Origin of the sequence: Streptomyces sp. SID12488 (assembly GCF_010548275.1) — a bacterium.
Taxonomy (GTDB): domain Bacteria; phylum Actinomycetota; class Actinomycetes; order Streptomycetales; family Streptomycetaceae; genus Streptomyces.
The window spans coordinates 60091-84622 of sequence record NZ_JAAGLT010000007.1; the positions used below are offsets into that span (position 1 = coordinate 60091).

Genomic DNA, 24532 nt, shown 5'->3' on the forward strand with positions numbered 1-24532 from the left:
GACGGTCATGTCGATCGGCTACGCGAAGTGTTTCGATCCGACCGGCGCCCGCTACGGCGTCCCGACGTTTCCGTGGCGGTGCGTCCCGGACGGCTACGCCACCTACCGCCAACTTCGGGCGCGTGGTCTGCGTCCGGGTGGTCAGCCGGTGGCGGCTCAGGCGCTGCGTCCGCGCTTCCGGCGCGGCCCGCTGGTCGCCTACTTCTACCGCCTCGACCAGGCCAAGCCGGTACGCCCGATGACGCCGGCGAAGTGGCGGGCGCTGGAGTGCGCCAACCGCGCACGGCGGACGTGCCCGCAGTGCGGCACGGACGCCGGATACGTCATCCCGCTCTCGCTCGGCGTGTGCGTGACCTGCGCCTACCCCGACGACGAACAGTGCGCTGCCTGAACACCCCACCCAAACATGGGAGTTCGAGTGAACATCACACGTCACCACGCGCTCACCGCGGGCGCCGCTGCTGTCAGTGCGGCGCTGGCCATCGTGATCGGTGTGCGGCTGTCCGGTTACGGCGTGCCGCTCTCGCTGCTGCTGGCCTGCTGCCTGTCCTGCGTGGCCACGTTCTCCAGCCTGCTGTTCCGCGTGATCGGTGCCTGGTCGACGACCACGCACCGCTGCACGGTCACCGGCTGCGACTTCCGCGTCAGCCTCACCCACACGGACCGTGCGGAGACCCGGCGGTGGCAGGAGATCGCCGCCCGTCACCCGCACCGCAGCCACTGAGCTGCGGACTTTCCCCCTTGATTCGGCAGGCCCGGCCACAAGCCTCCACAGCAACCGGCCGGGCCCTACTCCACTAGAGGAGTGCTCACAGCATGACGGAACTCAGCACAGAGCCGGTAGTAGTCCTACCGGCTGCCCCGACCCCACCACCCGCGCCCCCGGACACCCCGCCCACCCCGGCCAAGGGTGAGAAGGAGGTGGACCACACGCCGGGTGGGTGGCCCGTCGTCCCGCTCGCCCTGTCCGGGGCGAACAGCACCGTGGGTGCGCTCGCCGCCGCGTCCCTGGTGGGCGGGCCGATCGCCGCGGTGGTGGCCGCTACCGGCATGGTCGTACTCGGCACGGTCGCCGCCACCCGCACCCGAAACAGCAACCGCAAGCCCAACTCCCGCCGTGAGACTCGCCGGTCCGCGGCCCGCGCCGCCGGCCGCGCGGCTGCTCGCACCGCTGGGCTGCGGAGCTCCGGTTCGAGCACACGCGCAGGCTCCGGGAGCCGCTCGGCAGGCTCTCGCGCCGGCCGCTCTAGTGGTCGCTCGGGCAAGGTGCCCGGCCAGCACCGCCGTAGCACCGGCCCCGCCGCTGGTCGCAGTGGCGCGGTAACCAGCCGAAAGGCGCAGGGCAAGGGCGGTCACAGCCTGTCCAAGCCCGCGGTAGGCAAGGGTGCGGGTGGTGCTGCGGGGCGGGTAGGGCAGGTCAAGGCGTTGCGGGCCTCGCAGCGGGCTGCGGCCGGCTCGCGTGGTGGGCAGCGGGTGCAGACCACCAGCGCGCGCCGCGCGGTCGCCGATGCCCGGCGCAACGCCAAAGCCGCCGCCGGCAAGTCCCGGTCGGGCAAGCGCCCTGGTCTGGCAGGCCGCGTGATGGGCGGTGCCGTCCGTAAGGCGCGTGCCGCCCGCGACCGTGCGGTCGCCCGGCAGCGCGCCCGCCGTGATGCCAAGACGGGCGGGACGATCGCGGCGCAGCGTGGGCAGGTCCGTAAGGGTCCGGCCCGGCGGGCGGCGCGTCAGGCTCTGCGTCGTTCCGCGGCCCGCTTCCACGGTCGCCGTCTGCTGGCTGCGCTGCTGGCGTTGCCGGTTGGTCTGCTCGGGTTTCTGACCAGCCCGATCGGGCGGAAGTTCAACCTGTCCTGGCTCATCCACCCCGGCCGGCGCCTGCTGCGCCGGATGCTGCAGACCGCCGGCGAGCAGCGCGCGGACCGCGACGAAGCAACGTGCGAGGCGTTGCGCGAGCAGGAGGCCGCCGCCGATGCGGAGGCGACGCAGGACGGCACGCAGGGCATCGCGGACGGTGTCGAGCGTCCTGCGGTGAAGGTTCCGACCAGCACAGTTCCCGAGGTCAATGAGGGAGAGCACGTGTCCGGATTCCGGTTCGAAGAGGCCGCTTCCGAGATGGAGCAGGCCGCCCACCAGTACGACCCCGACAACGCCATGGAGATCCTCGCCATGGTCGAAGGACTGCCCGCCGCGCTGACCAGCGTGGCGAACGTGATGAAGATCCTTGCCGAGCGTTCCGACTCGGAGTTTCCGCTGGAGAAGGAAGTCGCGGACGGCTTCAACGACATCTTCGGCGCCGTGATGAGCGCGGTCGCGGTCGCTGAGGACATGGGCCCGCTGTTTAGGCAGGTCCATGAGCAGGACATCGCCCGCCATGAAGACCCCCGCAACGGACCCGAGGCCGAGAAGGGCTGGAACGTCTAACCATGAGCACTGCCACCGCCAAACAGCAGGGCAGTGGCCCGGTGCTGGACTGGGCTGCCGGTCACGGACCTGTGACCGGCGCCCTGTCCGCGACCACCGGAGCCTTCGCCATCGCCACCGCCGGCGCCGCCACCGCCATGCCGCCCGGCTGGGCCATCGCGGTCGGTGCCGCGGGCGCCCTGGGACACACCGTCGTCGGCCTGCGCGTCCGCAACGCCGGCCGCACCCTGGCCACCCGCGCCGCCTCCTGGCTCGTGGGGGCCGGCTGGACCACCTGGGCCATGACGAACGGTCCGCTCACGTGGGCTGCGCTCGGCTCGCTGGCCACCATCGGCGTGGGCATCGGCGCCGCCGCACGATCAGCCGCGCTCTATGAGGAGGCGCGGGAAGACGAGGCGTTCGCGGTCGAGCAGCGGCAGGTCTCGGCGGAGTTGTCCGCGGAACGCCGTGCGATCGCCGCCGAATGGGTCGACCGGATCCAGCGCGTGTGCTCGATCACCGTGCGGGTGCTGGGTGTCGAGATGTGGGACACCGGGGCCGGGTTCTCTATCGATGCCGAACTCCCCGCCGGCGGCGCGACCTGGAACCGGATTGCGTCCGAGTCGCCGCGGCTGTCCGCGGATGCCCGGCTGCCGCACGGCTGCACCGCCACCGCCTCACCCGGCATCGACCAGGGCCGCGTCATCATCGACGTGACCACCGTCAACGTCCTGGAAGAGGAACGCACCTACCCCGCCGACTACAGCACCCTCTCGGTCCTCACCGGGATCCCGTGGGGCTACCGCACCAACGCCTCACAGATCCTCGCCTACCTGCGCGAGCAGTGCGCTCTGATCGTCGGCCCGACCGGTTCGGGCAAGACGAACATGGTGCACGCGATCCTCGCCGGGTTCGCCCGTGCCGACGACGTCCTGACCTGGGTGATCGACCTCAACGCCGGATCCGCTGGTCTGCCGTGGGTGCTGCCCGCACTCAACGGCGAGATCGACACTCCGGAAGGTAAGCCCGTGCGGCCCGGTATCGACTGGCTCGCCGGCACGTTCGACGAGGCCCTGACCATGCTGGACGCGGCCGTGCGCGTGGCCAAGCAGCGCAAGATGGGCTACCAGGACGTGCTGTCCAAGGCCAACACGGATCTCCTGCCGATCAGTTCGCGGATTCCTCAGATCATGATCGTGATCGATGAGGGTGCGGAGATTCTGGCCAGCAGCGACCGGGAGATCCGCAAGCTCGCGGAAAAGATCCTGGAGGTCATCCGGATCGCCCGCGCCATGGGCGTACGCACCGTACTCACCGCCCTCGGTGCGACCGGGTCGGTGCTGAGCAACCTGATGATCCGCCGCGAAGCCAAGGTGCGTGTCGCCCTCACCGGGGGCGAGACCGAGGGCATGGACCTTTCCAAGATGTTCCCCGGCGCCCGCGGCCTGCGTGTGGACCAGGCCCCGCACAAGGGCGCCGGGTTCATGGGCACCCCGGAATCATCGGCCGCGTTGTTCAAGGCGTGGCGGATCCTCCCCAACCAGATCCGGGAGATCACCGCCGCCACCTCCGACCGTCACCCGATGCTCGACGACGTGTCCGCCAAAGCAGCCGGCCCCGCCTACGCACGACGCTGGGACACCGACCGCACCACCTGGATGCGCAACCAGACCGCAACGGACCCCGCCGCCGGCGACGGCTCGCCGGACGGGGCGGGAACGCTGCGCCTGTCCGCGCTGAACAGTGCCCAACCGGAGTCGCCTGAGGAGGAGTTGGCGCGCCGGTTCCGGGAGGAGATCGACGCACAGTTCGCCACCGCGTCCGACCCGCGCACCACCGGTGAGGACGACGGGGCGGACCGGCCGGCCGGGCTGAATCTGTCGGCGCTGCGGGGCGAGCAGGACAGCCCCGCACAACAGGCCGCGCTCGCCGCGCTGCTCGCCGCTGGCACCGAAGGGACCGGAGCATCCGCGATCGCCCGCGCCCTGGCGGACGCGTACGGCACGACCCGTCAGACGGTCGTCGGATGGCTCAAAACATGGATGCAGGACGGCACCGCCGTCCGTATCGGTGAGGGCACCAAAGCCCGCTACGTCCACCGCACCCACACATCCGACAACTGACCCCTTGTCGCTTGTCACCCCCACCACACCACATGCCGCCTGACGGGGTCTGGAGTCCCCGAAACGGCTTGTGACCTGGGAGATGACAAGCGACAAGACAAGACAAGCGACAAGCCGCACGACAAGAGAGGCGACAAGAGAGGCGACAAGCAACGCGACAAGCCGGCATCCATCCGCACGGGCCCGCGCCACCTGTCGGCGCGGGCCCGCGGCACACCCCGAAGGAGCCTGAAATGAGCCAGCACACCCCGCCCGGCCACATGGCCCCGCACATACCCGCCGACCTCTACCAACAGGCACAAGCGACCGGACAGCCCGTCGTCTACGTCGTCACCCCGACCCCGCCGGGCATCCCGTGGCGGCGCATTGTCGTCCCGTTCGCGATCGCCGGCGCGGTCGTCGCCGGCGGCTGGGGACTCGTCGCCGCCATCTGCTTCCTGCTCGACGCCGCGGCCCACACCTTCACCGTCATCGCCGGCGCCGCCGGACCCATCGGACTCGGCGGCATCACCCTGCGCCTCGCCCGCTCCAAGAACACCTAGCTACGCCAAGGGCGGCCCCCCACTCTCGCCAAAGAAGCGGGGCCGCCCTTGTCCAGCCAGTCACCATCGAGGAACTGGAGACAACCAGCATGACCCAAACCACTGACATTCGGCGAGTACCCGCACCCCTACGGACCGCCCTCGGTCTGGCGGCGGCCGGTGTGCCGCCGCTGCCGCTGCGGGCGGGGAAGGTGCCATTCGGCAACTGCCGCACCTGCACGAAGAACGCGTGCGGCGGACGGCCGAACATGAAGACCCCCGGCCCCTGCACCTGCCCGGCGCCCTGTCACGGCTGGGCCGCCGCCACCACCGACCCGAACGTCCTCAACTCGCCTGCGTGGGCGCGGGTCTGGCGGGAAGCGGTTGCGGTGGCCTACCACCCGGGTGGCGCCGGCCTCACCGTCGTCGACCTCGACAACACGGCAGCCATCGCATGGGCCCGCGACACCCTGCCCGCTACCCGGATCGTGCGCACCACGAGGGGTGAGCATTGGCTCTACCAGGGCGTCATGCAGGGCGCCAACGCGGTACGGCCCGGCGTGGACATCAAGTCGACGATGGCCTACGCCCGTTGGCTCGGTGCCGGTACCGGCACCATAACGGCGCTGCCTGCGATCGTGCGCGCGCTGGCCGTGAAGGCACCCACCGCGGTCCGGCCGGCGACCATCCGCGTACCCGCGTTGACCGGGGGCGGGGCGTGCCCTCACCGCACGCCTGCCTATCTGGATCGTGGGATCGCCATGGCGGAGCAGCGCATCACCGAGGCGTCCAGTGCGGTGCACGCGACGGTCTATCGGACGTTCCTCGCAGTGCTGTCCACGCACGGCCGGTGCGGCTGCCTCACCGACACCCACACCGCGCGGCTGTTCACCGCCGCGCAGGCCAAGGGCGAAACCGTCCGGCACTGCACCGACGCGTGGGCCAACGCCCACACCGCATTGGGGCTGTAGCGATGTCTGAGGACGAAAAGGACCCGGCCCGCAAGGTCATCACCGACTACGCGCAAACGCACTTCCGGTACTTCCGCACCGCCGACGGAACCGTCTACGCACAGAAGAACGCCCACCCCGTCGCCCGCCCCATCCGCTCCCAGGGCACCACGGGCAGCCACCGCCAGGAACTCATGGTCGGCCTCTTCCGCGACGGGATCGGCGTATTCAACGGCAGCGCGCTCAAGGAGGCGTTGGACTTGATCGAAGCACTCGCACTGACCGAGGACGTACAGCCCGTCCATATCCGTGTTGCCCCCGGCTTCGACGGGGCGACGTGGCTGGACCTGGGCCGCGATGACGGACAGTCCGTCCGCATCCACCCCACCGGATGGGACATCCTCACCCCCGACCCCCGCGAAGTCTGCTGGCGACGTACCCAGCTCACCGGCGAACTGCCCCTGCCCGTCAAGGACACCGAAGGCAAGGGCATCGACCTTCTGATGAGGCTGTGCAACTTCGCCACCGCGGAAACCGAATGCCTGGCCATCGCGTGGCTGATCGGCTGCCTCGGCCCGTCCGTTCCCGTCCCCGCCCCGTTCCTCACCGGCCCCCAGGGCGCCGGCAAGTCCACAGGCGGACGGATGCTCGTGCGGATCATCGAGGGCATGACCGGCGACCTGCGCCGCGCTCCGAAGGACGAGGAGAACCTGATCGCGGCGGTGGCGGCGGGATGGGTCACCGCGCTGGACAACCTGTCCCACATGACCCCCGACCTGTCTGACGCGATGTGCTGCATCGTCACCGGCGCCGAAAGCGTGAAGCGGGCCCTGTTCACCGACGGGGACGTGTTCCGCGTCGGCTACCGCCGTCCCCTCCTGCTGACCGGCATCGACGTGGGACTCATCCGGCCCGACCTCGCCGATCGGTTGCTTCCCCTGCGTCTCGAACGGCCCCGGGTGCGGCGTACCGAGGATGAGCTGTGGACGGAGTATGCGCAGGTACTGCCCGTCATCCTCGGCTCGCTGCTCGACCTCACGGTCAAGGTCCGCGCCGTTGCTGCGGAGACTCCCACGGACCTGCGGATGGCGGACTTCGCCCACCTGTGCGCACAACTCGACGCAGCCACCGGCCTGGGAGCACTCAGCGCCTACCGGGCCTGCCTCGACGACCTGAACGACGACGTCATCGAGGGCGACCTGTTGGCGCAGACCGTCATTGAGCACGCGGCGACCCTGGAGGCGGGCGCGGAAGCGCGGATGACGTCCACCCAGTGGCTGCACTGCCTCAGTCACGTCTACAGCGGCGAGGAACTGCGTGCGCTGCCCAAGGGGTGGCCGACCACGGGCAAAGTCCTCTCCGACCGTCTCAAGCGTCTTCAGCCCACCCTCGCCGCCCGGGGCGTGATCATCGACTCCGGCCGCACCAAAGAGGGCCGCTACATTGAAATGACCCGGCTCGCCCCGCCCTCGCACGAGCAGGAACGGGCGTTCTGACCGGCGCCCCCTACGTGCACAAGCAAGAGGAGCACCAGCCCGGGGCGTGCTCCTCTTGCTGTTCGCCGCCGCGCGGCGCCCTAAAGACGTGCCGCGAAGCGGCTCCTTCTTCACTCTCTGTGGGGCACCGCCCCACCACAGGAAGCCCCTCTTTTTTTCCTAAGTAGGGGAACGCTGCGTCACCTGCGTCACCCGACCCCACAAAACGGTGGGTGACCTGCGCAGACAGGGGTGACGCAGACGGCAAGTCTCTGCGTCATCCCGCGTCACCTGCGTCATCGGTGACGGACAGCCTGCGTCACCGATGACGCACGCCCAACTCTCCGCGTCACCCCAAAACCGCAGGTCAGGGGCACGCATGACGCAGATGACGCGGGTGACGCAGAAATTCCCACCTCGGACACACACGGACTCCCTCGCACGGAGGACACCCCATGAGCACCGCACGTGAACATCCAGACCCGCGCGCCACCCTCCGCGCCGGACTCCCCGACCGCTACCTCACCCCCGACGACATCGCCGAGATCTTCGAGGTGCCCAAAGAGACCGTCTACCAGTGGCGCAAGAAGCACACCGGACCGCCCGGATTCCGCATCGGCAAGCACATCCGCTACGACCCCACCGACGTCCACGCCTACGTCACCGAACGCAAGACCGCCGACCAGGCCGCCGCCTGACCCCAGCACGCGCCACACAGCTCAACACCCCAGGGAGGGCCACCCCGTGGCCCTCCCTTCCCCATGCCCAGAAGGGACCACCGTCGCATGGCTGGCCACATCCAAGACCGCTGGTACAAGACCGAAACCACCGCCGCCGGCAAGACCCTCCGCGTCAAGAGCGACCGCCACGGAAGTGGCCTGCGCTACCGGGCCCGGTACATCGGGCCGGACGGCACCGAGAAGTCCAAGAGCTTTCCCGATGGACAGAAGCGGCTCGCTGAGAAATGGCTGTCCGGGATCGAGGCGGACATGACGCGCGGGCAGTACATCGACCCTCGGGCCGGTCGCCTCACCGTGCGGCAGCACGCCGAACGGTGGTTGGCGTCCCTCACGATGGATCCCAGCACGTACGTGAGCACCGAGACGCGCATCCGCCTGCACGTCCTGCCGTACCTGGGTAGCCGTTCACTCGACTCGCTGAGGCCGATCCACATTCGTGAGTGGTTGCGGAAACTCGAAGACAGGGGATTGGCCCCCGCCTATCAGCGGGTCATCTTCGCGAACCTCAATGCGATGTTGGCGGCTGCCGTAGACGATCGCCTGATCCCGCACAACCCGTGCCGTTCGGCGTCTGTGAAGGCGCCCAAGCTCGAACCTCGCCGGATCCTGCCGTGGGCGCCTGAGCGCGTGCTAGCCGTGCGCTCTGAACTGCCGGAGCGGTACCGGGCCATGGTGGACTTGGCCGGCGGGTGCGGCATGCGGCAGGGCGAAGTGCTCGGCCTGGCCGTTGACGATGTGGACTTCGCCGAAGGAGTCGTTCACATCGTTCGTCAGGTCAAACTCATTGCCGCGAAGCAGGTGTTCGCGCTTCCCAAGGGCGGCAAGGCTCGTACCGTCCCCCTGCCGGAGAGCGTTGCTCGCGCGCTTGAGGCTCATATCGCGCACCAGTCGCCCTTGGCAGTGACGCTGCCGTGGCGGTCGGTGGACGGCTCACCGGTCACGGCGTCCCTTCTCTTCCCCAATGCCGAGGGACGCGCGGTGAAGCGCTTTGTCTTCAACGAAAAGGCATGGCGACCCGCTCTCGACAAGGTGGGTATCCCGCGCGGCAGGGAGAACGGCATGCACGCGCTGAGGCACTTTTACGCGTCCGTTCTGCTGGACGCGGGGGAGAGCATCAAGGCTCTGTCGGAGTACCTGGGACACCACGACCCCGGTTTCACGCTGCGGACGTACACGCACCTGATGCCGAGCAGCGAGAAGCGCACGCGGGAAGCGGTGAACCGCGCGTTCGAGGACGGCCCGAAGGCCGATGACGGCCCCACGACGGCCCAGGGGGGTTGAGGATGGAGGAAACGCGCAGGTCAGGGCGCAAATAGCGTCAGTAGCGCTGGTTCAGGTAGCCCAGCATCTCGTCGTGCAGGTGGCCGTTCGACGCCGCCGCGTCTCCGCTGTGCGGGCCCGGGCGGCCGTCGAGGCCGGTGAACGTGCCGCCCGCCTCCGTGACGATGATCGCGTTGGCCGCCATGTCCCACAGGGACAGCTCCGGCTCCGCACAGATGTCGATCGCGCCCTCGGCGACCAGCATGTACGGCCAGAAGTCGCCGTACGCGCGCGTGCGCCACACCTCGCGGGTCAGGTCGAGGAAGCCGCCCAGCGCACCGCGGTCCTCCCAGCCGGAGAGCGACGAGTACGCGAACGACGCGTCCGTCATCTTCGAGACGTTCGAGACGCGCAGCCGGGACGACGAGGAGAGGCTGCGGCCGGTGAACGCGCTGTGGCCCTTCGCCGCCCACCAGCGGCGGCCCAGGGCGGGAGCGGAGACCAGGCCCACCACCGGATGGAAGCCGCCCTCGCCCGCCTCCATCAGGGAGATCAGCGTGGCCCAGACGGGTACCCCGCGGACGTAGTTCTTGGTGCCGTCGATCGGGTCGATCACCCAGCGGCGGGGGCCCGTGCCCTCGATGCCGTACTCCTCGCCGAGGATCGCGTCGCGCGGGCGGGCGCGCTGCAACTGGCCCCGGATCAGTTCCTCGGTCGATTTGTCCGCCTCGCTGACCGGTGTCATGTCCGGCTTGGTCTCGACCTTGAGGTCGAGTGCCTTGAACCGGGCCATCGTCGTGGCGTCGGCAGCGTCCGCGAGGACGTGGGCAAGGCGCAGGTCATCGAGATAGTCGGGCATAGGCGAACCGTATCTTTCGCTGCCGTCGCCGGGCTACAGGGGGCAGTGGGCGCGATCGCCCGCAGGTGTCCGGCTCCGTCGGCATCGCCGACGCTGTCGGCTCCGGGCGGGGCGCGAATGTCGATACGCGCCCCCGGGCGCTGTCGCGAACCCTTGACAGTGACTCCGTGCGCGTCAAACCTGGGGCCCGGAGCCGCTCGCCCCTGGGAGGCGGATGATGCCTGCAGCGCGGGATTCCTTGCTGGATGCCGCTTACACGGCGCTCGCGCGTCGTCCGTGGTCCACGGTGCGCATGGTCGACGTCGCGGCGGCGGCCGGAGTGTCCCGGCAGACGCTGTACAACGAGTTCGGCAGCAAGGAGGGGCTCGCCCGGGCCCTGGTGCGCAGAGAGGCCGATGCCTACCTCGCGGGCGTCGAGCGGGCGTTGACCGGGCCCGCCGACCCCGGTGCCGGTGCGCGGGAGCGGCTCACCGAGGCCGCCGAGTGGACCGCGTCGGCCGCCCGCGACAACGTCCTCGTACGGGCCCTGCTGACCGGCTGCTGGAGCGAACGGCTGCCCTCGCCGACGTTGTCCGCCGTGCCGTCCTCCGCCGCGGTGCCCGCGCAGCGACGGGCCGACGGGCCGCTGCCCTCGCCCGGCGACTTCGTGGCGCTCGTCCGGGACCGTGCCGTGACCGTGCTGTCCGGCGCCGGCGCGGCCAAACCGGACGTGGCCGAGATGTCCCGTACCTGCGAACTGGCCGTCCGGCTCGCCCTGTCCTGTGTCGCCGCGCCCCCGGGGGAGGGGGGTGTCGCCGACCTCGTACGGAGTGTGTTGCAGCCCTCGGACGCCGCCGTGTGGAACTGACGGTGTGGGGGCGTCCCGTCCAGGGCGAGGGCGGCTAGTGCGACGAGCCCGACAGTTGGAGGCCGATCACGCCGACGATGACCAGGGTGATCGAGACGATCTTCAGGACGGACACCAGGTCGTCGAGGAAGATCATTCCGTAGATCGCGGTGCCCGCGGCGCCGATGCCGGTCCACACCGCGTATGCCGGGCCCACGTCGAGCTTCTTCAGGGAGAGGGTCAGCAGGCCGAAGCTGCCGAGGGCGAAGACGCAGAACGCGACCGTCGGCCACAGGCGGGTGAAGCCGTGGGACAGCTTCAGGCAGACGGCGAAGCCGACTTCCAGGAGCCCCGCCACAACGACCAGCAGCCACGCCATGTCTTGTCCTCCCGTGTGCCACGTCGACCGCTATGTCTGCTGTGCCTGATGCGTCTGTTACGTCGTGCTCGGATCCGGCTCGGTGCGATTATGCACTTACCGGCCGTCGCCCCGGCCAAACAACGCGGAGGTCAGTCGCCTTCCGTCCGCTCCCTTGTCGACAGCAGCCGGCGCAGGGAGTAGAGCCGCGCCGGATCGGCGTGACCCTTCTCCACCCACTCGTCCAGCGCGCAGTCGGGCTCGTCGTGACTGCACGCGCGCGGGCAGCCCTCCGTGCCCGGTTCCAGGTCCGGGAAGGCGTGGATCACGAGGGACGGGTCGACATGGTGCAGCCCGAACGAACGTACGCCCGGGGTGTCGACCACCCAGCCCGCGTCGCCCGAGAGGGGGAGGGCCAGCGCGGAGGTGGTGGTGTGGCGGCCCCGGCCCGTCACCGCGTTGACGACTCCCGTGGAGCGCCGTTGGTCGTTCGGCACCAGAGCGTTGACCAGGGTCGTCTTGCCGACGCCCGAGTGGCCCACGAACGCCGTGATCTTGCCGTCCAGTTGCTCGCGCACGCGGGCCACGGCGGCCCCGCTCTCCAACTCCTGGCGGCTCGTGACGACGTAAGGGATGTCCAGGGCGCCGTACAGCTCCAGGAGCTTGTCCGGCGGGGACAGGTCCGACTTGGTCAGGACCAGGAGCGGGGTCAGACCGCCGGCGTACGCCGCCACCAGGCAGCGGTCGATCAGGCGGGGGCGGGGTTCGGGATCCGCCAGGGCCGTCACGATGGCGAGTTGGTCGGCGTTCGCCACGACCACCCGCTCGTAGGGGTCGTCGTCGTCCGCCGTGCGGCGCAGGAGCGAGGTGCGCTCCGCGATGCGGACGATACGGGCCAGGGTGTCCTTCTTGCCGGAGAGGTCGCCGATGACGGCCACGTGGTCGCCGACCACCGCGGCCTTGCGGCCCAGTTCGCGGGCCTTCATCGCCATGACGATCCGGTCGTCGACCAGGACGGTCAGCCGGCCCCGGTCGACGGTGAGGACCATGCCGTCGGCCGCGTCCTCGTGCTTCGGGCGGATGTTCGTACGGGGTCGGTTGCCCTTGGGGTTCGGGCGGGAGCGGATGTCGTCCTCGTCGGTGTTCTTGTTGTAGCGCCGCATGATTCTGGTCCGCCCGTCAGTTCCCGAGCATTCCGGCCCACAGATCGGTGAAGTCCGGGAGGGTCTTCGCCGTCGTCGCCACGTTCTCGATCCGTACGCCTTCCACCGCCAGACCGATGATCGCTCCGGCCGTCGCCATGCGGTGGTCCTCGTACGTGTGGAAGGTGCCGCCGTGCAGAGGGCGCGGGCGGATGTGCAGGCCGTCGGCCGTCTCGGTCACGTCGCCGCCGAGTTCGTTGATCTCCTTGGTCAGGGCCGCCAGGCGGTCCGTCTCGTGGAGGCGCAGATGGGCCACCCCGGTGAGGGTGGAGGGGGAGTCCGCGAGGGCCGCCACCGCCGCGATGCCCGGGGTCAGCTCGCCGACCTCGCTCAGGTCCACGTCGATGCCGTGGATCGACCCGGAGCCGGTGAACTCCAGCCCGTACTCGGTGAGTTCGCAGGAGCCGCCCATCTCCGTGAAGATCTCGCGGAGCCGGTCGCCGGGCTGGGTGGTGCGGGCCGGCCAGTCGGGGATCGTCACCTTGCCGCCGGTCACCAGGGCCGCCGCCAGGAAGGGCTGGGCGTTGGAGAGGTCCGGCTCGATGGTGAGGTCACGGCCGAGCAGGGCGCCCGGGGTGACCCGCCAGACGTTCGGTTCGCCGCCCGACTCCGGGGTGTCCACCTGGGCGCCGACCGCGCGCAGCATGTCGACGGTCATCCGGATGTGCGGGAGCGAGGGCAGGGTCGCGCCGGTGTGGCGGACCTCCACCCCCTGGTTGAAGCGCGGGGCGGAGAGAAGCAGGGCGCTCACGAACTGCGACGACGAGGACGCGTCGATCGACACCGGGCCGCCGTCCAGGGCGCCGCCGCCGTGCACCGTCAGGGGGAGCGTGCCGCGGCCGTCGTCGTCGATGCGGGCGCCGAGGGCGCGCAGGCCGTCGATCACGCCGTGGAGCGGACGCTCGTACGAACGCGGGTCGCCGTCGAAGCGGATCGGGCCGTCGGCGAGGGCGGCGACCGGCGGCAGGAAGCGCATCACCGTGCCGGCGTTGCCGACGTCGACCGTGGCGGGCCCGTGCAGGCCGGAGGGGATCACGCGCCAGGCCTCGCCGGAGCCGGAACCGTCGGGGGCCCCCGCGACGGACGAACTCGATGACACCGTCTCCTCGATGCCGACGCCCATCGTCCGCAGGGCGCCGGCCATCAGCAGGGTGTCCCGGGACCGGAGGGGGCGGCGCAGCCAGCCGGGCTCCGAGGCGAGGGCGGCGAGGACGAGGGCGCGGTTGGTGACGGACTTGGACCCGGGCACGTGGACCGTCGCGTCGACGGCTCCGCTCGCGTGCGGGGCGGGCCAGAGGACGGGGGCTGCGGGGTTCGGGGCCATGGGGCCCACTTTAGTGGGGGTTCCGTGTACTGGGATTGGCTGGGGAACGTGGGTCGTTTGTCGGCTGCAGGTGCGTTGTGGCTGGTCGCGCCCACGCGGCGGAGCCGCACAACGACACAGCCCCGCGCCCCTAAAAGGGGCGCCCCTGAACGTCCGCTGAGAACGGAACCCGTCACACCTCCAGCAGCCAGCGCCCCCCGCCCACCAGCGAGCACAGGCTCACCGCGTGGAACAGGAACAGCCACAGGCCCGCCGGTACGTGCGTGAGCCTCGACAGCTGGTCCGCGTCCGAGTCGCCGGCCCCGCCCCTTCGGCGCTTGGCCTGGAGTTCGAAGGCCGGGCGGACTCCGCCCAGGAGCAGGAACCACACCACCGCGTAGGCGAACGCCGCCTGGATCTGGGGGCCGGCGAGCCAGGACACCGCCACGAAGGTGCCGCCGGAGACGAACACGGTGAGGGCGCCGTACGCGTTGCGGATCATCACCAGCATCGCCAGCAGCAGTGCCGTGGCCAGCCACAGGAGGGCCGTGATGTGGCCGGCGGCGAGGAGCGCGGCGCCGCCGAGGCCGAGCAGCGGGGGAGCGGTGTAGCCGAAGGCGGCCGTCAGGATCATGCCCAGGCCGTGCGGCTTGCCCCGGCTGACCGTGAGGCCGCTGGTGTCGGAGTGCAGGCGGATGCCGGTGAGGGTGCGGCCGGTCAGCAGCGCGACCAGACCGTGACCGCCCTCGTGCGCGATGGTGATCGCGTTGCGGGAGAGGCGCCACAGCGGATGCGGGACGATCACGGCGAGCGCGGCCGCCATGGTCGCGATCACCACCCACAGGTCGGGGTCGGGCTGGCTGCCGAATATCTCGTCCCAGAGGCCGGCCAGCGAGGTGGTTGCGGTGCTGTCCATTGTGGGCGGAGGCTCCCTAGCGTCGCTTCGAATCTGGCAGTGTGGCACGTATGTGCGGTAGGTATGCAGCGAGTCGTGCGCCCGAGGATCTCGCAGGAATCTTTGAGGTCGACAAGTGGGAGCCCGAGGAGACACTCGCCCCTGACTTCAACGTGGCCCCGACCAAAGAGGTCTATGCGGTCCTCGACCGTCCTCTCAAGGACGCCGAGGATCCGGATCCGGTTCGGCAGCTGCGGAAGCTGAAATGGGGGCTCGTCCCGTCCTGGGCCAAGACGCCCGAGGGCAGCGCCCGGATGATCAACGCGCGCGCGGAGACGGTCCACGAGAAGCCCTCGTTCCGACGTGCCTTCACCACCCGGCGCTGCATCCTGCCGGCCGACGGCTACTACGAGTGGGTCACGGCGACCGGCGAGCGCGAGCTGGAGGTCGAGGGGAAGAAGAAGCGGCCGCGGAAGCAGCCGTACTTCGTGACGCCCGCCGACGGGTCGGTCTTCGCGATGGCGGGCCTGTACGAGTTCTGGCGGGACCGGACCCTGCCCGACGAGCACCCGCTGGCCTGGTGGGTGACCTGCTCGGTCATCACCACCGAGGCCGAGACCTCCCCGCTCGCCGGCACCCCCGACAACGGCCCGCGCGCCCTGGCCGACATCCACCCCCGGATGCCCCTGATGCTCACCCCGGACCACTGGGACGCCTGGCTCGACCCGGCCCGCACCGACGTGGACGACCTGCGCGGGCTGCTCGCGCCGCCACCGTCCGGCCTGCTGCGCGCGTTCCCCGTCTCCACGGCCGTGAGCAACGTCCGCAACAACGGACCGGAGCTGCTGACCGAGCTGGAGGGGCCCGAGGAGGGCACACTCTTCTGACGTGAGCCCATCTGACACACATACCGAGACCGTCGAGACCGTCGAGACCGACGCGGGCACCGCCCGCATCACCTGGCGTCCGGCCGCGAAGGCCCGGCTCGTCCTCGCCGTCGGTCATGGCGCCGGCGGGGGCATCGAGGCGCGGGATCTCCAGGAACTCGCCGGGGAGCTGCCCGCGCACGGTGTCACCGTGGCGCTCGTCGAGCAGCCCTGGCGGGTGGCCGGGAAGAAGGTGGCGCCCGCGCCGAGGACGCTGGACGTGGGGTGGCGGGGAATCTGGCCCGCGCTCGCGAGGCCCGGGCTGCCGGTGATCGCGGGCGGGCGCAGTGCCGGGGCACGCGTGGCCTGTCGTACGGCCGGGGAACTGGGCGCTGTGGCCGTGCTCGCGCTCTCCTTCCCGCTGCACCCTCCCGGCAGGCCCGAGAAGTCGCGGGCCGCCGAACTGCTCGGGGCCGGGGTCCCTGTCCTCGTGGTCCAGGGCGGCAACGATCCGTTCGGGAAACCGGCCGAGTTCCCGCCGGGGGAGCACGAGTTGGTGGAGGTTCCGTACGGCGATCATGGTTTCGCCGTGCCGAAACGGGCACCCATGGGGCAGGAGGAGGCGTTGGCGGTGATCACCGGGCGGGTCGTGGAGTGGACCGCGTCACTCGGGTGAGGGCCGGGAATGCCGGGCGGCGGCCCACTGTTGTGCGGATCAGACACCACGAGCGTGGGGTGACCGTTCGTACGAGAGGAAGTCCGCCGCATGGGTTCGACCATCTGCCCGAATCGCCGCAGCAGCGCTGACCTGGACTGGACGGTGCTGCACGCGTCGAAGACCGCCCCTATTCGGGCGGCGGGCGGACACGATGTTCGTCTATCCTCCGATTCGAGTGGGATCGGTTTCGGTCTCGCCACGTCGTTGGAGGAGGTGGGTCCGGTCACTGGGACCGACGCAGGGACCGAACACGGCCAGGCGGAGCAGCCCGAGGGTCCGGGCAGGAGTGAGTCGACCGCCGAGCGCAGTGCGCGCTTCGAGCGGGACGCGCTCGAATTCCTCGACCAGATGTACTCCGCCGCGCTGCGCATGACACGCAACCCGGCCGACGCCGAGGACCTGGTGCAGGAGACGTACGCCAAGGCGTACGCGTCCTTCCACCAGTTCCGTGAGGGCACCAACCTCAAGGCGTGGCTGTACCGGATTCTCACGAACACGTTCATCAACTCGTACCGCAAGAAGCAGCGCGAGCCCCAGCGCAGTGCCGCCGAGGAGATCGAGGACTGGCAGCTCGCGCGTGCCGAGTCGCACATGTCGACCGGTCTGCGCTCCGCCGAGTCGCAGGCGCTCGATCACCTGCCCGACTCGGACGTCAAGGAAGCGCTGCAGGCGATCCCGGAGGAATTCCGGATCGCTGTGTATCTCGCGGACGTAGAGGGCTTTGCGTACAAGGAGATCGCGGACATCATGGGGACACCCATCGGCACGGTGATGTCCCGGCTGCACCGCGGTCGCCGTCAGCTGCGCGGCATGCTGGAGGACTACGCCCGTGACCGTGGCCTGGTCCCGGCCGGTGCCGGAGAGTCGAACGAAGCGAAAGGCTCGGGCTCATGAGCTGCGGAGAGCCGCACGAGACGGACTGCAGTGAAGTACTCGATCATCTCTACGAGTTCCTCGACCGGGAGATGCCGGACTCGGACTGCAACAAGTTCGAGGTCCACTTCGAGGAGTGCTCTCCCTGCCTGGAGAAGTACGGGCTCGAACAGGCCGTGAAGAAGCTGGTCAAGCGCTGCTGCGGTCAGGACGACGTGCCGACCGACCTGCGCGCCAAGGTCATGGGGCGGCTCGACATGATCCGCTCCGGGCAGGTCGTGCCCGACCACGACGTGACTGCCGAAGGCTGACACCGCCGGACGCCGTCGGCCCCGCCTTGGCGGGGCCGATCGTCGTTCTCCTGCTTGTACCCCTGTTTGCCTGGGCCCTCAGAGGTGGGACCTCAGACGTCCAGGCCGTTCTCGATCCTCTTCAGGCTGTGGCGGGCCAGCGCAAGGTTGCTGCGCTGCCGGTCGAGCGCGATGTACAGGAAGAGCGCGCCCTTGCTGCTGGCCAGCGGGCGGATCAGGTGGTACTGCCTGCCCAGTGTGATGAGGATGTCCTCGATGCTGTCGTTCATGTCCAGTGAGGCCAGCGTGCGCATCTTCGCCCGTACGACCTCGGTGTTGCCCGCCGCCGCGAGCTCCAGGTCCAGGCCCGGGCCGCCGCCCAGTGTGCCGAGCGACATACCGCTGTCGTAGTCGACGAGCGCCACGCCGAGCGCCCCGTCCACGGTCATGGCTTCCTTGAGCGCTGTCTCGATGTTCATTCTGGTGCCCCAATTCCTCAGTGATGCTGACCGGTCGCAGTCCGTGCAACTACGATCGAACTCGAACGACCTGCGGGTCGTAAAACATCAACTTTGGTGTGCGTTACGAAAGTTGCGCTCAAAGTACTGTGCAGCGGTCGTACGCGAAGGGGGAATGGCGAAATGTCGACGGCAATTGAGGCTTCGCTGGCCCGGTTCCTCGACTCCCCCGGCGTCACCGGTGTCGCCCTCGTCGACGCCGTCACCGGCCTCACCTACGGAGTGGCGGGAGACACCGCCGAGGCAGGGGACGGCCCGGAGAGTTCCGAGTTCGCCGCTCTCGTCGCCGAACGGCTGGGCCGGGCGGGCGCCGAGGGCGAGTTGGAGAGCGTCGTCACGACCAGCCTACGACGCCACCAGGTCCTGGTCACGGTGGGTCGCCCGGCCGGAGACCCGCTGCTGCTGACGGCCGGACTCGACCGGGAGCGGGCCAACCTCGCACTCGCCGCGCGCAGCATGGGCGACCTGGCCGACGAGGTGCTGGCATGACGGGCCCGACCGGTACCGCAGCCGCACCCACTCGTACGACCCGCACGAGAGTGCGGGTGAGTGCATGAACGCGTCCGCCGCCCGCAATCTGCCCGCACTGCTGCTGGGGCTGCGCGAGGAGGGGTTCAGCGGCACGGTACGGGTCGCGGGTACCCCGGGCGGCACGTTCCACCTGCGTGCCGGCCTGGTGGGCGCGGTCGAGACACCGGGCGCGCCGACCACCACCACGGCCCTGCTGACCTCGGGCCGGATCGGCGACGAGGACTGGCTCGCCGCGTGCGCCGCACAGCGTGACGCGGACCTGCTGGGTGAACGCCTGGTCGCCGACGGGCTGGTGGGTGCCGCCGAGCTTGAAGTCGTCTGCACGGCCGCCGTGTTCGACGCGGCCTTCGCCCTGTCGCTGGGCGCGCCGGGCAAGTGGGAGCTGAGCGACCCGGAGCCGGCACTCCTCGCCCGACCGGGCGTGGAGCCACGGCAGTTGACCGACGAGACGACGCGGCGCATCGCGCTGCTCATCCGCCTCTGGGGACCTCCGGGCGAACTGGCCCGGGTGCGCCCCATACCCGGAGTGGGGGTCGTGGAGGGGCCGCTGTCCAGTCGGCACGAGGACATTCTGAACCAGGTCAACGGACGCCGTACGGCCCGGGACATCGCCTTCGCGCTGGGACGCGGGCTGTACGCCGTGATGCTGGACCTGATCCGCATGCAGGCACTCGGGTTCCTCCGGTGGGAGACCCCGACTGTCCCCGGCGGCCGGCCCAGCACGGCGCCGCGTGTCACCCCTGGCCGTACGTCGGCCGCCGGCCTGCCGCCGGTGCCGTCGAGAACCGAGCCGCTGCCGAGGCGTATGCCCCGTGGCGGAGAGAAAGGGGGGAAGTGAGTGCGGACGATGGAAGAGATGACCCAAGCACCGACCGAAGTGCTGACCCAGGCACCGACCGAAGGGCTGACGGAAGCGACAAGGGACGCGATGAGGGACGCGACGAGGGACGCGACAAGGGAGACGCGGACCACGACGACCCGGGTGTGAGCACGCCCCCTCTGCCCGTACGGAAGCCTCTTCCCGTACGGGGTGCGGCGAATCCTGCCCTGCTGGGCCCCTCGGCCGAAGAACTGGCCGCCGACCAACCCTCTGTCGAGACGCTGCGGCGGGTCCGCCATGCGTTGGGTGCTCTTCCTGAGCCCGACTGACCGCAAGGAGTACGTCCCATGGGTCCCCTGAGCCCTCCGAGCCCTCTCAGCGACAATCCCCAGCCGCCCCGATCTCCCCAGTCCTCCCAGCTCACCGACATTCTGATCTCGTTACGGGACCGGGTGATGGGAGTCTCGGAGAGCGTTCTGTCCACCGTGGACGGCCTTCTCGTCGTGGCCGACGCGGACACCGTGCACCCCGAGTCGGTTGCGGCGCTCGCCGCCGCGACGCTCGGGGTGAGCCGCCGTATCGCCGAGCAGGCGAAGATCGGCGCCCTGCGCGAGGTGGTCGCCCGGTGCGGCTCCGGGCACGTCATCGTGCTGGCCGTCGGCGAACGCGCGCTGCTGACCGTCATGGGCGACGACGGGCTGGACATCGCCGCGTTCCAGCGTGAATCCCCGGCCACGATCGAGGAGTTGACCAAGGTGCTGGCGGCGGATGTGGCGTACTGAGCGGGTGTACCGAACCGACGTTCTGAACCGACGTACTGGGCCGATACGGCGGCGGCTCACCCTATCGGGCTAATCTGCGGCCCCTGAGGCCTGAGATTCGGCCAATGCCTCCGTACGGCCGCCTTCGGCCGCCCTATCCTCCATGTCCCGGAGCCTGAACAGGCTTGTGCCGAACGTCAGCCCGGCCGGCCCCGGTCCGGGACACGGGGGAGGGAGCGCCATGCGGTCGATCACGCCGTGGGCGCGTGTCTACGTCATCGCCGTCGCCGTGGGGGCCGTTCTGTGCGCGGCGCCCGTCCGGTTCGCGCACGCTCCCTGGGGCGCCGTGGCGCTGTTCACCGCGCTGTGCGCCGCGTGCGAGCAACTCGCGGTCGGCCGGTTCGGCGGAGGCCGGGGGTACGAGGGTCCGGGCGCCGCCGGTCCCGGGGGCACCGGCGGCCCGCCTCGGTGGCACACGCCCGTCCTGCTCGCCGCGGCCTTCCTGCTGCCGCCCGCGGCTGCCGCCCTGGTGCCGCTGCCGGGCGCGTTGCTGGTGCGGGGCGGCGAGCGGACGCCCTGGCCGCGCCGGCTCTGGCGGGCCGGCCAGCTCGGGATCGGAGCCTGGACGGCTTCACAGGTCCACTGGTCCCTCGGCGGGCCGGACGCGGTCGTCTCCTCCTCCCTCTCCTCCTCCTTCTCCTTTCCGTACGCCCTGGTCAGTGCCGGGGTGGCCGTGGTCGCGTTCTGCCTGGTCCTGGCCCTCCTCGACGGAGGCATCCTGGCGCTCGCCGAACGGGTGCCGGTGCGGCTGGCCTGGCGCGGGCTGTTCGTACGGTCCCTGGTGCCGGTCGGGGTGCACGGGCTCGCCGGGCTGATGATGGCCGTCCTGTGGCGCGGCCCGTACGGTCCCGTCGCCGCGCTGCTCGTACTGCTGCCGATGTGGGTGTCGTGGTGGGTGTTCGCGCAGTACCACCGGGAGCGGGCGGCGCACCAGGCGACGATCAGGGCGCTCGTGCAGGCCGTCGACATCAAGGACGGGTACACGCGCGGGCACAGCGAGCGGGTCGGACAGGCGTCGATGATGATCGCGCGGGAACTGGGCATGGACGACGAGCGGGTGGAAGTCCTGCGGTTCGCCGGAATCCTGCACGACGTGGGCAAGCTGGGCGTCCCCACCCGGCTGCTGCGGAAGGACGGGCCGCTGACCCCGGAGGAGCGGCGGGTGATCGAGCTGCACCCGGAGTACGGGCACGAGATGGTCCGGGGGATCGGCTTCCTCGGGGAGGCCCGGTCGGCGATCCTGCACCATCACGAGCGGCTGGACGGGAGCGGGTACCCCTACGGGCTCGTCGGCAGCCAGATTCCGGAGTTCGCGCGCGTGGTCGCCGTCGCGGACGCGTTCGACGCGATGACGTCGACCCGGTCGTACAGCCGGGCCCGGCCGGTGCGGGTTGCTCTGGCGGAACTGGAGAGGTGCGCGGGGACGCAGTTCGATCCGGTGATGGTGGGGGCGTTGGCGCGGGCGCTTGGCCGGCGGGGTGGGTGGCATCCGGCGGTCACAGCTGACGGGGTCCAGTCCCGTCGTGATTACCCACCCACTCCGCCAGTTTCCAGTCGGACACCAACGCACCCCGGCTCCGGCCCCGATTCCCGATCCGGCTCCGATCTCGGACCCTGCCCCGGCTCCGGCCCCCTTCCGCTTCCCCTTCCCGGGCAGGTTCGTAGCGAGGGTGGGGTGGGGTGACGTGAGAACCCTCGTCCACGTCACCGCCGGTCTCCTCACCCTCCTCTCCCTCGCCCACACCCTCTGGTCCGGCCTCGACGGGCGTGCCGTCGCGGTCTCCTTCGGGGTGCTCGTCGCGCTCGGGGAGCTGACCCGGTGGAGCGGGCCCGAGTCGCGGGAGGCGGCGCCGCTCGCCGCCGCCGGGGCGCTGTCGTACGCGCTGCTCGGCGAGGACGCCGGGCGGGCCACGCACCATGGCGCCCTCCAGGTCGTCGCCGTCGTCGTCGCGGCCACCCTCGTCGGCTCCGTGCCGCACGTCGCGCGCGGGCACGGGCCGACCGCCGACCATCTCGCCCGCCGGGTGCTCACCGCCGGGTTCGCCGCCATCTGCTTCCAACCCCTCTACAACCAGGGCGTGTTCGAGGCCTGGGGTGGCCCCGCCTACGTCCTGCTGCTCGTCGCACTGCTGGTGCTCACCGCGCTCTGCGACGCCGTACTCGCCGCCGCGCTCGCCCACTCGCGCACCGGCTGGCCCTTCGGTCCGCTGCTGCGGGACGAGCTGCGGGCCACGCTGGGGATCGGGACCGCCGTGTGCGCCACCGGGGTGGTCATGGCGCTCGCCGTCGCCGTCGTCGGGCTCTGGGCGCTGCCCGTCTTCTCGCTGCCGCTGCTCCTCACACAGCTCGCCTTCCGGCGGTACGCGGCCGTAAGGGCCACCTATCGGCAGACGATCGCCTCGCTGGCCCGCGCCACCGAGATCGCCGGGTACACCCCGGCCGGGCACGCCCGTCGCGTCGCGGTGCTGAGCCGGGCGGTGGGACGGGAGCTGGGTCTGTCCGAGCCGGAGCTGACCGTGCTGGAGTACGCGGCCCTCATGCACGACATCGGGCAGCTCAGCCTCGTCGACCCGGTACCGGCCGGGGCCACGGCCGTACTCCCCCTGGAGGAGCAGCGCCGGATCGCGCTGCTCGGCGGGGCCGTCGTACGGCAGACGGGGGTGGCCGCGGCGGTCGCCGTGGTCGTGGAGCGGCAGGCCGATCCGTACCGGGAACAGCCGGTCTCCGCGCGCATCGTGCGGGCCGTCAACGCGTACGAGGAGAAGGTGCGCGACGCGGGAGTGGGCGGTCCGCTGCGGGCGCTGGAGGAGCTGCGGCTCGGCACGGGCCGGGACTATCAGCCCGAGGTGGTGGAATCCCTCGCCCGGGTACTCGCCAGGAATGGCGGAGTCGTCCGGGAGCGTATCGGTTGAAGATGGTGGTGGGAGAGGGGTGGACGGTCTTACGCTGCCCTCGGTTGGGTAACCCATGGGTAATGAGCGCCCCTCCAGCGGTCCGTGGTTGGATGCGAGGGAGAGGCTGTACGGGGGCAGAAGCCGGCCCATTCCACGGCACTGGCAGGCGGGAATCGTGAGGATCTTCGGCAAGGGGCGGCACCGGCCCTCCGCCTCATGGCGGCAGGCCACCGACCGCGCGTTCACGCTGATCGGTGACGGGCGGTACGAGGACGCGGGCGCGTTGCTGACACGTGCCGCCGATCTTGAGCCCTGGCTATCCGAATCCTGGTTCAACCTGGCCCTGCTGCACAAGTTCCGGCACGACTGGGAGCAGGCCCGCGCGGCCGGTCTCCGCGCCGTCGCGCTGCTCGACCGGGAGACCGGGGCCCCCGACTGGTGGAACGTGGGCATCGCGGCCACCGCCCTCCAGGACTGGCCGCTGGCCCGGCGGGCCTGGCAGGCGTACGGGCTGCGGGTGCCCGGGGGTGCCACAGCCGCCGGTGAGCCCGTCGGGATGGACCTGGGCAGCGCGGCCGTACGGCTGTCGCCGGAGGGCGAGGCCGAGGTCGTGTGGGGGAGGAGGCTCGACCCCGCCCGGATCGAGGTGCTGTCGATTCCGCTGCCGTCCTCCGGTCGGCGCTGGGGCGAGGTCGTACTGCACGACGGCGTGCCCCATGGCGAGCGGACCACCGTGGCCGGGCACTCCTACCCCGTGTTCGACGAGATCGAGCTGTGGGCGCCCTCGCCCGTGCCCACCTGGGTGGTCCTCCTGGAGGCCGCCGCGGAGGAGGACAGGGACGCCCTGGAGCGGCTGGCGTCCGACGCGGGGTTCGCCGCCGAGGACTGGTCGTCGTCCGTTCGGCTGCTGTGCCGGATGTGCTCGGAGTCCCGGATGCCGTCCGACGAGGGCGACGGCGAGCATCTCGATCCGCACGATCACAGTGAGCCGGGGCATCCCGGGCCGCTGGGGCACCGTACGGACGGGCAGCTGTGGGCGCCGGAGCGGGAATGTGGCATCGCTGCCCCGGCAACTCTCGTACGGGGGTTGCTGGACGGGTGGGTTGCCGACAGTCCGGAGACTCGTGACTGGCGGGATCTCGAAGAGGTCTGTTAGGGCTCGTTGCCGGGTGCGGGTCCCTTGTGGCTGATCGGGCAGTTCCCCGTGCCCCTGAGGGGCGCCTCTGTGGGGCGGCCCCCAAAGGGCGTTGCCCGTACCCTGTATCAGCAACTCTCCCCCCGTTTGTTTGAGG

27 protein-coding genes are annotated in these 24532 nt (G+C 70.7%); 21 read left to right on the top strand and 6 right to left on the bottom strand.

Annotated elements, in window-relative coordinates:
• Window positions 1-7 precede the first annotated feature (7 nt).
• The 9 genes from G3I56_RS13650 (at window position 8) to G3I56_RS13690 (ending at window position 9487) form a co-directional block, all read left to right on the top strand.
• Window positions 8-391: an RRQRL motif-containing zinc-binding protein gene (locus G3I56_RS13650; RefSeq protein ID WP_164409221.1), complete on the top strand. Its 384-nt coding sequence runs from the start codon at window positions 8-10 to the stop codon at window positions 389-391.
• 27 nt (window positions 392-418) lie between these two features.
• A complete protein-coding gene (locus G3I56_RS13655; protein ID WP_164409222.1) occupies window positions 419-724 on the top strand; it encodes a hypothetical protein in 306 nt (101 codons plus the stop codon).
• Window positions 725-816: 92 nt separating this feature from the next.
• On the top strand, window positions 817-2418 hold the full coding sequence (locus G3I56_RS13660; RefSeq protein ID WP_164409223.1) for a hypothetical protein: 1602 nt from the start codon (window positions 817-819) through the stop codon (window positions 2416-2418).
• Window positions 2419-2420: 2 nt separating this feature from the next.
• On the top strand, window positions 2421-4520 hold the full coding sequence (locus tag G3I56_RS13665) for a hypothetical protein (RefSeq protein ID WP_164409224.1): 2100 nt from the start codon (window positions 2421-2423) through the stop codon (window positions 4518-4520).
• 233 nt (window positions 4521-4753) lie between these two features.
• Entirely contained in the window at window positions 4754-5062 is a 309-nt protein-coding gene (locus G3I56_RS13670; protein ID WP_164409225.1) for a hypothetical protein, read from the top strand.
• 89 nt (window positions 5063-5151) lie between these two features.
• On the top strand, window positions 5152-6012 hold the full coding sequence (locus tag G3I56_RS13675; RefSeq protein WP_164409226.1) for a DNA primase: 861 nt from the start codon (window positions 5152-5154) through the stop codon (window positions 6010-6012).
• 2 nt (window positions 6013-6014) lie between these two features.
• Window positions 6015-7487 carry an ATP-binding protein gene (locus G3I56_RS13680; protein WP_164409227.1) on the top strand — a complete coding sequence of 491 codons (1473 nt, stop codon included), beginning with the start codon at window positions 6015-6017 and terminating at the stop codon, window positions 7485-7487.
• A gap of 434 nt (window positions 7488-7921) precedes the next feature.
• Window positions 7922-8164 carry a helix-turn-helix domain-containing protein gene (locus tag G3I56_RS13685; RefSeq protein ID WP_164409228.1) on the top strand — a complete coding sequence of 81 codons (243 nt, stop codon included), beginning with the start codon at window positions 7922-7924 and terminating at the stop codon, window positions 8162-8164.
• A gap of 87 nt (window positions 8165-8251) precedes the next feature.
• Entirely contained in the window at window positions 8252-9487 is a 1236-nt protein-coding gene (locus G3I56_RS13690) for a site-specific integrase (RefSeq protein ID WP_164409229.1), read from the top strand.
• A 37-nt stretch (window positions 9488-9524) separates the two neighbouring features.
• Here the strand turns inward: G3I56_RS13690 and hisN are convergent, their stop codons facing one another.
• Window positions 9525-10325 (bottom strand): histidinol-phosphatase, encoded by an 801-nt coding sequence (hisN, locus tag G3I56_RS13695; protein WP_164409230.1) that lies wholly within the window; start codon window positions 10323-10325, stop codon window positions 9525-9527.
• A 217-nt stretch (window positions 10326-10542) separates the two neighbouring features.
• Between hisN and G3I56_RS13700 the strand changes: the two genes are divergently transcribed.
• Window positions 10543-11172 (top strand): TetR/AcrR family transcriptional regulator, encoded by a 630-nt coding sequence (locus tag G3I56_RS13700; protein ID WP_164409438.1) that lies wholly within the window; start codon window positions 10543-10545, stop codon window positions 11170-11172.
• A 34-nt stretch (window positions 11173-11206) separates the two neighbouring features.
• Here G3I56_RS13700 and G3I56_RS13705 read toward each other — a convergent pair whose 3' ends face one another.
• From G3I56_RS13705 to G3I56_RS13720, 4 genes are all read right to left on the bottom strand, one after another.
• Complete coding sequence (locus G3I56_RS13705; protein WP_164409231.1) at window positions 11207-11530, bottom strand: multidrug efflux SMR transporter; 324 nt, start codon at window positions 11528-11530, stop codon at window positions 11207-11209.
• 131 nt (window positions 11531-11661) lie between these two features.
• The gene (gene rsgA, locus G3I56_RS13710; protein WP_164409232.1) at window positions 11662-12672 is read right to left on the bottom strand and encodes a ribosome small subunit-dependent GTPase A; all 1011 of its coding nucleotides are present in this window, start codon (window positions 12670-12672) and stop codon (window positions 11662-11664) included.
• Window positions 12673-12688: 16 nt separating this feature from the next.
• Window positions 12689-14035, bottom strand: coding sequence for a 3-phosphoshikimate 1-carboxyvinyltransferase (gene aroA, locus G3I56_RS13715; RefSeq protein ID WP_164409233.1), 1347 nt, complete (start codon window positions 14033-14035; stop codon window positions 12689-12691).
• Window positions 14036-14207: 172 nt separating this feature from the next.
• On the bottom strand, window positions 14208-14930 hold the full coding sequence (locus tag G3I56_RS13720; protein ID WP_164409234.1) for a M50 family metallopeptidase: 723 nt from the start codon (window positions 14928-14930) through the stop codon (window positions 14208-14210).
• Between the two features lie 50 nt (window positions 14931-14980).
• On the opposite strand from G3I56_RS13720, the gene G3I56_RS13725 reads away from it, so the two are divergent.
• The 4 genes from G3I56_RS13725 to rsrA all read left to right on the top strand — a co-directional run bounded on the left by G3I56_RS13725 (window position 14981) and on the right by rsrA (window position 17677).
• Window positions 14981-15796 carry an SOS response-associated peptidase gene (locus G3I56_RS13725; protein WP_164409235.1) on the top strand — a complete coding sequence of 272 codons (816 nt, stop codon included), beginning with the start codon at window positions 14981-14983 and terminating at the stop codon, window positions 15794-15796.
• 1 nt (window position 15797) lies between these two features.
• Window positions 15798-16451: an alpha/beta family hydrolase gene (locus tag G3I56_RS13730; RefSeq protein WP_164409236.1), complete on the top strand. Its 654-nt coding sequence runs from the start codon at window positions 15798-15800 to the stop codon at window positions 16449-16451.
• Window positions 16452-16706: 255 nt separating this feature from the next.
• A complete protein-coding gene (gene sigR / locus G3I56_RS13735) occupies window positions 16707-17387 on the top strand; it encodes an RNA polymerase sigma factor SigR (RefSeq protein ID WP_055524911.1) in 681 nt (226 codons plus the stop codon).
• A complete protein-coding gene (rsrA, locus tag G3I56_RS13740) occupies window positions 17384-17677 on the top strand; it encodes a mycothiol system anti-sigma-R factor (RefSeq protein ID WP_164409238.1) in 294 nt (97 codons plus the stop codon). The genes sigR and rsrA overlap by 4 nt, the downstream gene beginning before the upstream one ends.
• Before the next feature lie 92 nt (window positions 17678-17769).
• Here rsrA and G3I56_RS13745 read toward each other — a convergent pair whose 3' ends face one another.
• Window positions 17770-18135 carry a hypothetical protein gene (locus G3I56_RS13745; RefSeq protein WP_164409239.1) on the bottom strand — a complete coding sequence of 122 codons (366 nt, stop codon included), beginning with the start codon at window positions 18133-18135 and terminating at the stop codon, window positions 17770-17772.
• Between the two features lie 162 nt (window positions 18136-18297).
• Between G3I56_RS13745 and G3I56_RS13750 the strand changes: the two genes are divergently transcribed.
• The 7 genes from G3I56_RS13750 (at window position 18298) to G3I56_RS13775 (ending at window position 24396) form a co-directional block, all read left to right on the top strand.
• Complete coding sequence (locus G3I56_RS13750) at window positions 18298-18663, top strand: hypothetical protein (protein WP_239134882.1); 366 nt, start codon at window positions 18298-18300, stop codon at window positions 18661-18663.
• 64 nt (window positions 18664-18727) lie between these two features.
• Window positions 18728-19543 carry a hypothetical protein gene (locus tag G3I56_RS13755; protein ID WP_164409240.1) on the top strand — a complete coding sequence of 272 codons (816 nt, stop codon included), beginning with the start codon at window positions 18728-18730 and terminating at the stop codon, window positions 19541-19543.
• Between the two features lie 18 nt (window positions 19544-19561).
• Window positions 19562-19693, top strand: a complete 132-nt coding sequence (locus G3I56_RS44705) for a hypothetical protein (protein ID WP_275406710.1) — start codon at window positions 19562-19564, stop codon at window positions 19691-19693.
• A gap of 179 nt (window positions 19694-19872) precedes the next feature.
• Window positions 19873-20307, top strand: coding sequence for a roadblock/LC7 domain-containing protein (locus G3I56_RS13760; protein WP_239134883.1), 435 nt, complete (start codon window positions 19873-19875; stop codon window positions 20305-20307).
• Between the two features lie 220 nt (window positions 20308-20527).
• Complete coding sequence (locus tag G3I56_RS13765) at window positions 20528-22030, top strand: HD-GYP domain-containing protein (RefSeq protein WP_164409241.1); 1503 nt, start codon at window positions 20528-20530, stop codon at window positions 22028-22030.
• A 1-nt stretch (window position 22031) separates the two neighbouring features.
• Window positions 22032-23258, top strand: a complete 1227-nt coding sequence (locus G3I56_RS13770; protein WP_164409242.1) for an HD domain-containing protein — start codon at window positions 22032-22034, stop codon at window positions 23256-23258.
• A gap of 157 nt (window positions 23259-23415) precedes the next feature.
• Complete coding sequence (locus tag G3I56_RS13775; protein ID WP_164409243.1) at window positions 23416-24396, top strand: hypothetical protein; 981 nt, start codon at window positions 23416-23418, stop codon at window positions 24394-24396.
• The last annotated feature ends 136 nt before the right edge of the window (window positions 24397-24532 follow it).

Coding starts and splice junctions, on each gene's coding strand:
- G3I56_RS13650 (WP_164409221.1), top strand. CDS start 8: ATGTCGATCGGCTACGCGAAGTGTTTCGATCCGACCGGCGCCCGCTAC.
- G3I56_RS13660 (WP_164409223.1), top strand. CDS start 817: ATGACGGAACTCAGCACAGAGCCGGTAGTAGTCCTACCGGCTGCCCCG.
- G3I56_RS13665 (WP_164409224.1), top strand. CDS start 2,421: ATGAGCACTGCCACCGCCAAACAGCAGGGCAGTGGCCCGGTGCTGGAC.
- G3I56_RS13670 (WP_164409225.1), top strand. CDS start 4,754: ATGAGCCAGCACACCCCGCCCGGCCACATGGCCCCGCACATACCCGCC.
- G3I56_RS13675 (WP_164409226.1), top strand. CDS start 5,152: ATGACCCAAACCACTGACATTCGGCGAGTACCCGCACCCCTACGGACC.
- G3I56_RS13680 (WP_164409227.1), top strand. CDS start 6,015: ATGTCTGAGGACGAAAAGGACCCGGCCCGCAAGGTCATCACCGACTAC.
- G3I56_RS13685 (WP_164409228.1), top strand. CDS start 7,922: ATGAGCACCGCACGTGAACATCCAGACCCGCGCGCCACCCTCCGCGCC.
- G3I56_RS13690 (WP_164409229.1), top strand. CDS start 8,252: ATGGCTGGCCACATCCAAGACCGCTGGTACAAGACCGAAACCACCGCC.
- hisN (WP_164409230.1), bottom strand. CDS start 10,325: ATGCCCGACTATCTCGATGACCTGCGCCTTGCCCACGTCCTCGCGGAC.
- G3I56_RS13700 (WP_164409438.1), top strand. CDS start 10,543: ATGCCTGCAGCGCGGGATTCCTTGCTGGATGCCGCTTACACGGCGCTC.
- G3I56_RS13705 (WP_164409231.1), bottom strand. CDS start 11,530: ATGGCGTGGCTGCTGGTCGTTGTGGCGGGGCTCCTGGAAGTCGGCTTC.
- rsgA (WP_164409232.1), bottom strand. CDS start 12,672: ATGCGGCGCTACAACAAGAACACCGACGAGGACGACATCCGCTCCCGC.
- aroA (WP_164409233.1), bottom strand. CDS start 14,035: ATGGCCCCGAACCCCGCAGCCCCCGTCCTCTGGCCCGCCCCGCACGCG.
- G3I56_RS13720 (WP_164409234.1), bottom strand. CDS start 14,930: ATGGACAGCACCGCAACCACCTCGCTGGCCGGCCTCTGGGACGAGATA.
- G3I56_RS13725 (WP_164409235.1), top strand. CDS start 14,981: ATGTGCGGTAGGTATGCAGCGAGTCGTGCGCCCGAGGATCTCGCAGGA.
- rsrA (WP_164409238.1), top strand. CDS start 17,384: ATGAGCTGCGGAGAGCCGCACGAGACGGACTGCAGTGAAGTACTCGAT.
- G3I56_RS13745 (WP_164409239.1), bottom strand. CDS start 18,135: ATGAACATCGAGACAGCGCTCAAGGAAGCCATGACCGTGGACGGGGCG.
- G3I56_RS13750 (WP_239134882.1), top strand. CDS start 18,298: ATGTCGACGGCAATTGAGGCTTCGCTGGCCCGGTTCCTCGACTCCCCC.
- G3I56_RS13755 (WP_164409240.1), top strand. CDS start 18,728: ATGAACGCGTCCGCCGCCCGCAATCTGCCCGCACTGCTGCTGGGGCTG.
- G3I56_RS44705 (WP_275406710.1), top strand. CDS start 19,562: ATGACCCAAGCACCGACCGAAGTGCTGACCCAGGCACCGACCGAAGGG.
- G3I56_RS13760 (WP_239134883.1), top strand. CDS start 19,873: ATGGGTCCCCTGAGCCCTCCGAGCCCTCTCAGCGACAATCCCCAGCCG.
- G3I56_RS13765 (WP_164409241.1), top strand. CDS start 20,528: ATGCGGTCGATCACGCCGTGGGCGCGTGTCTACGTCATCGCCGTCGCC.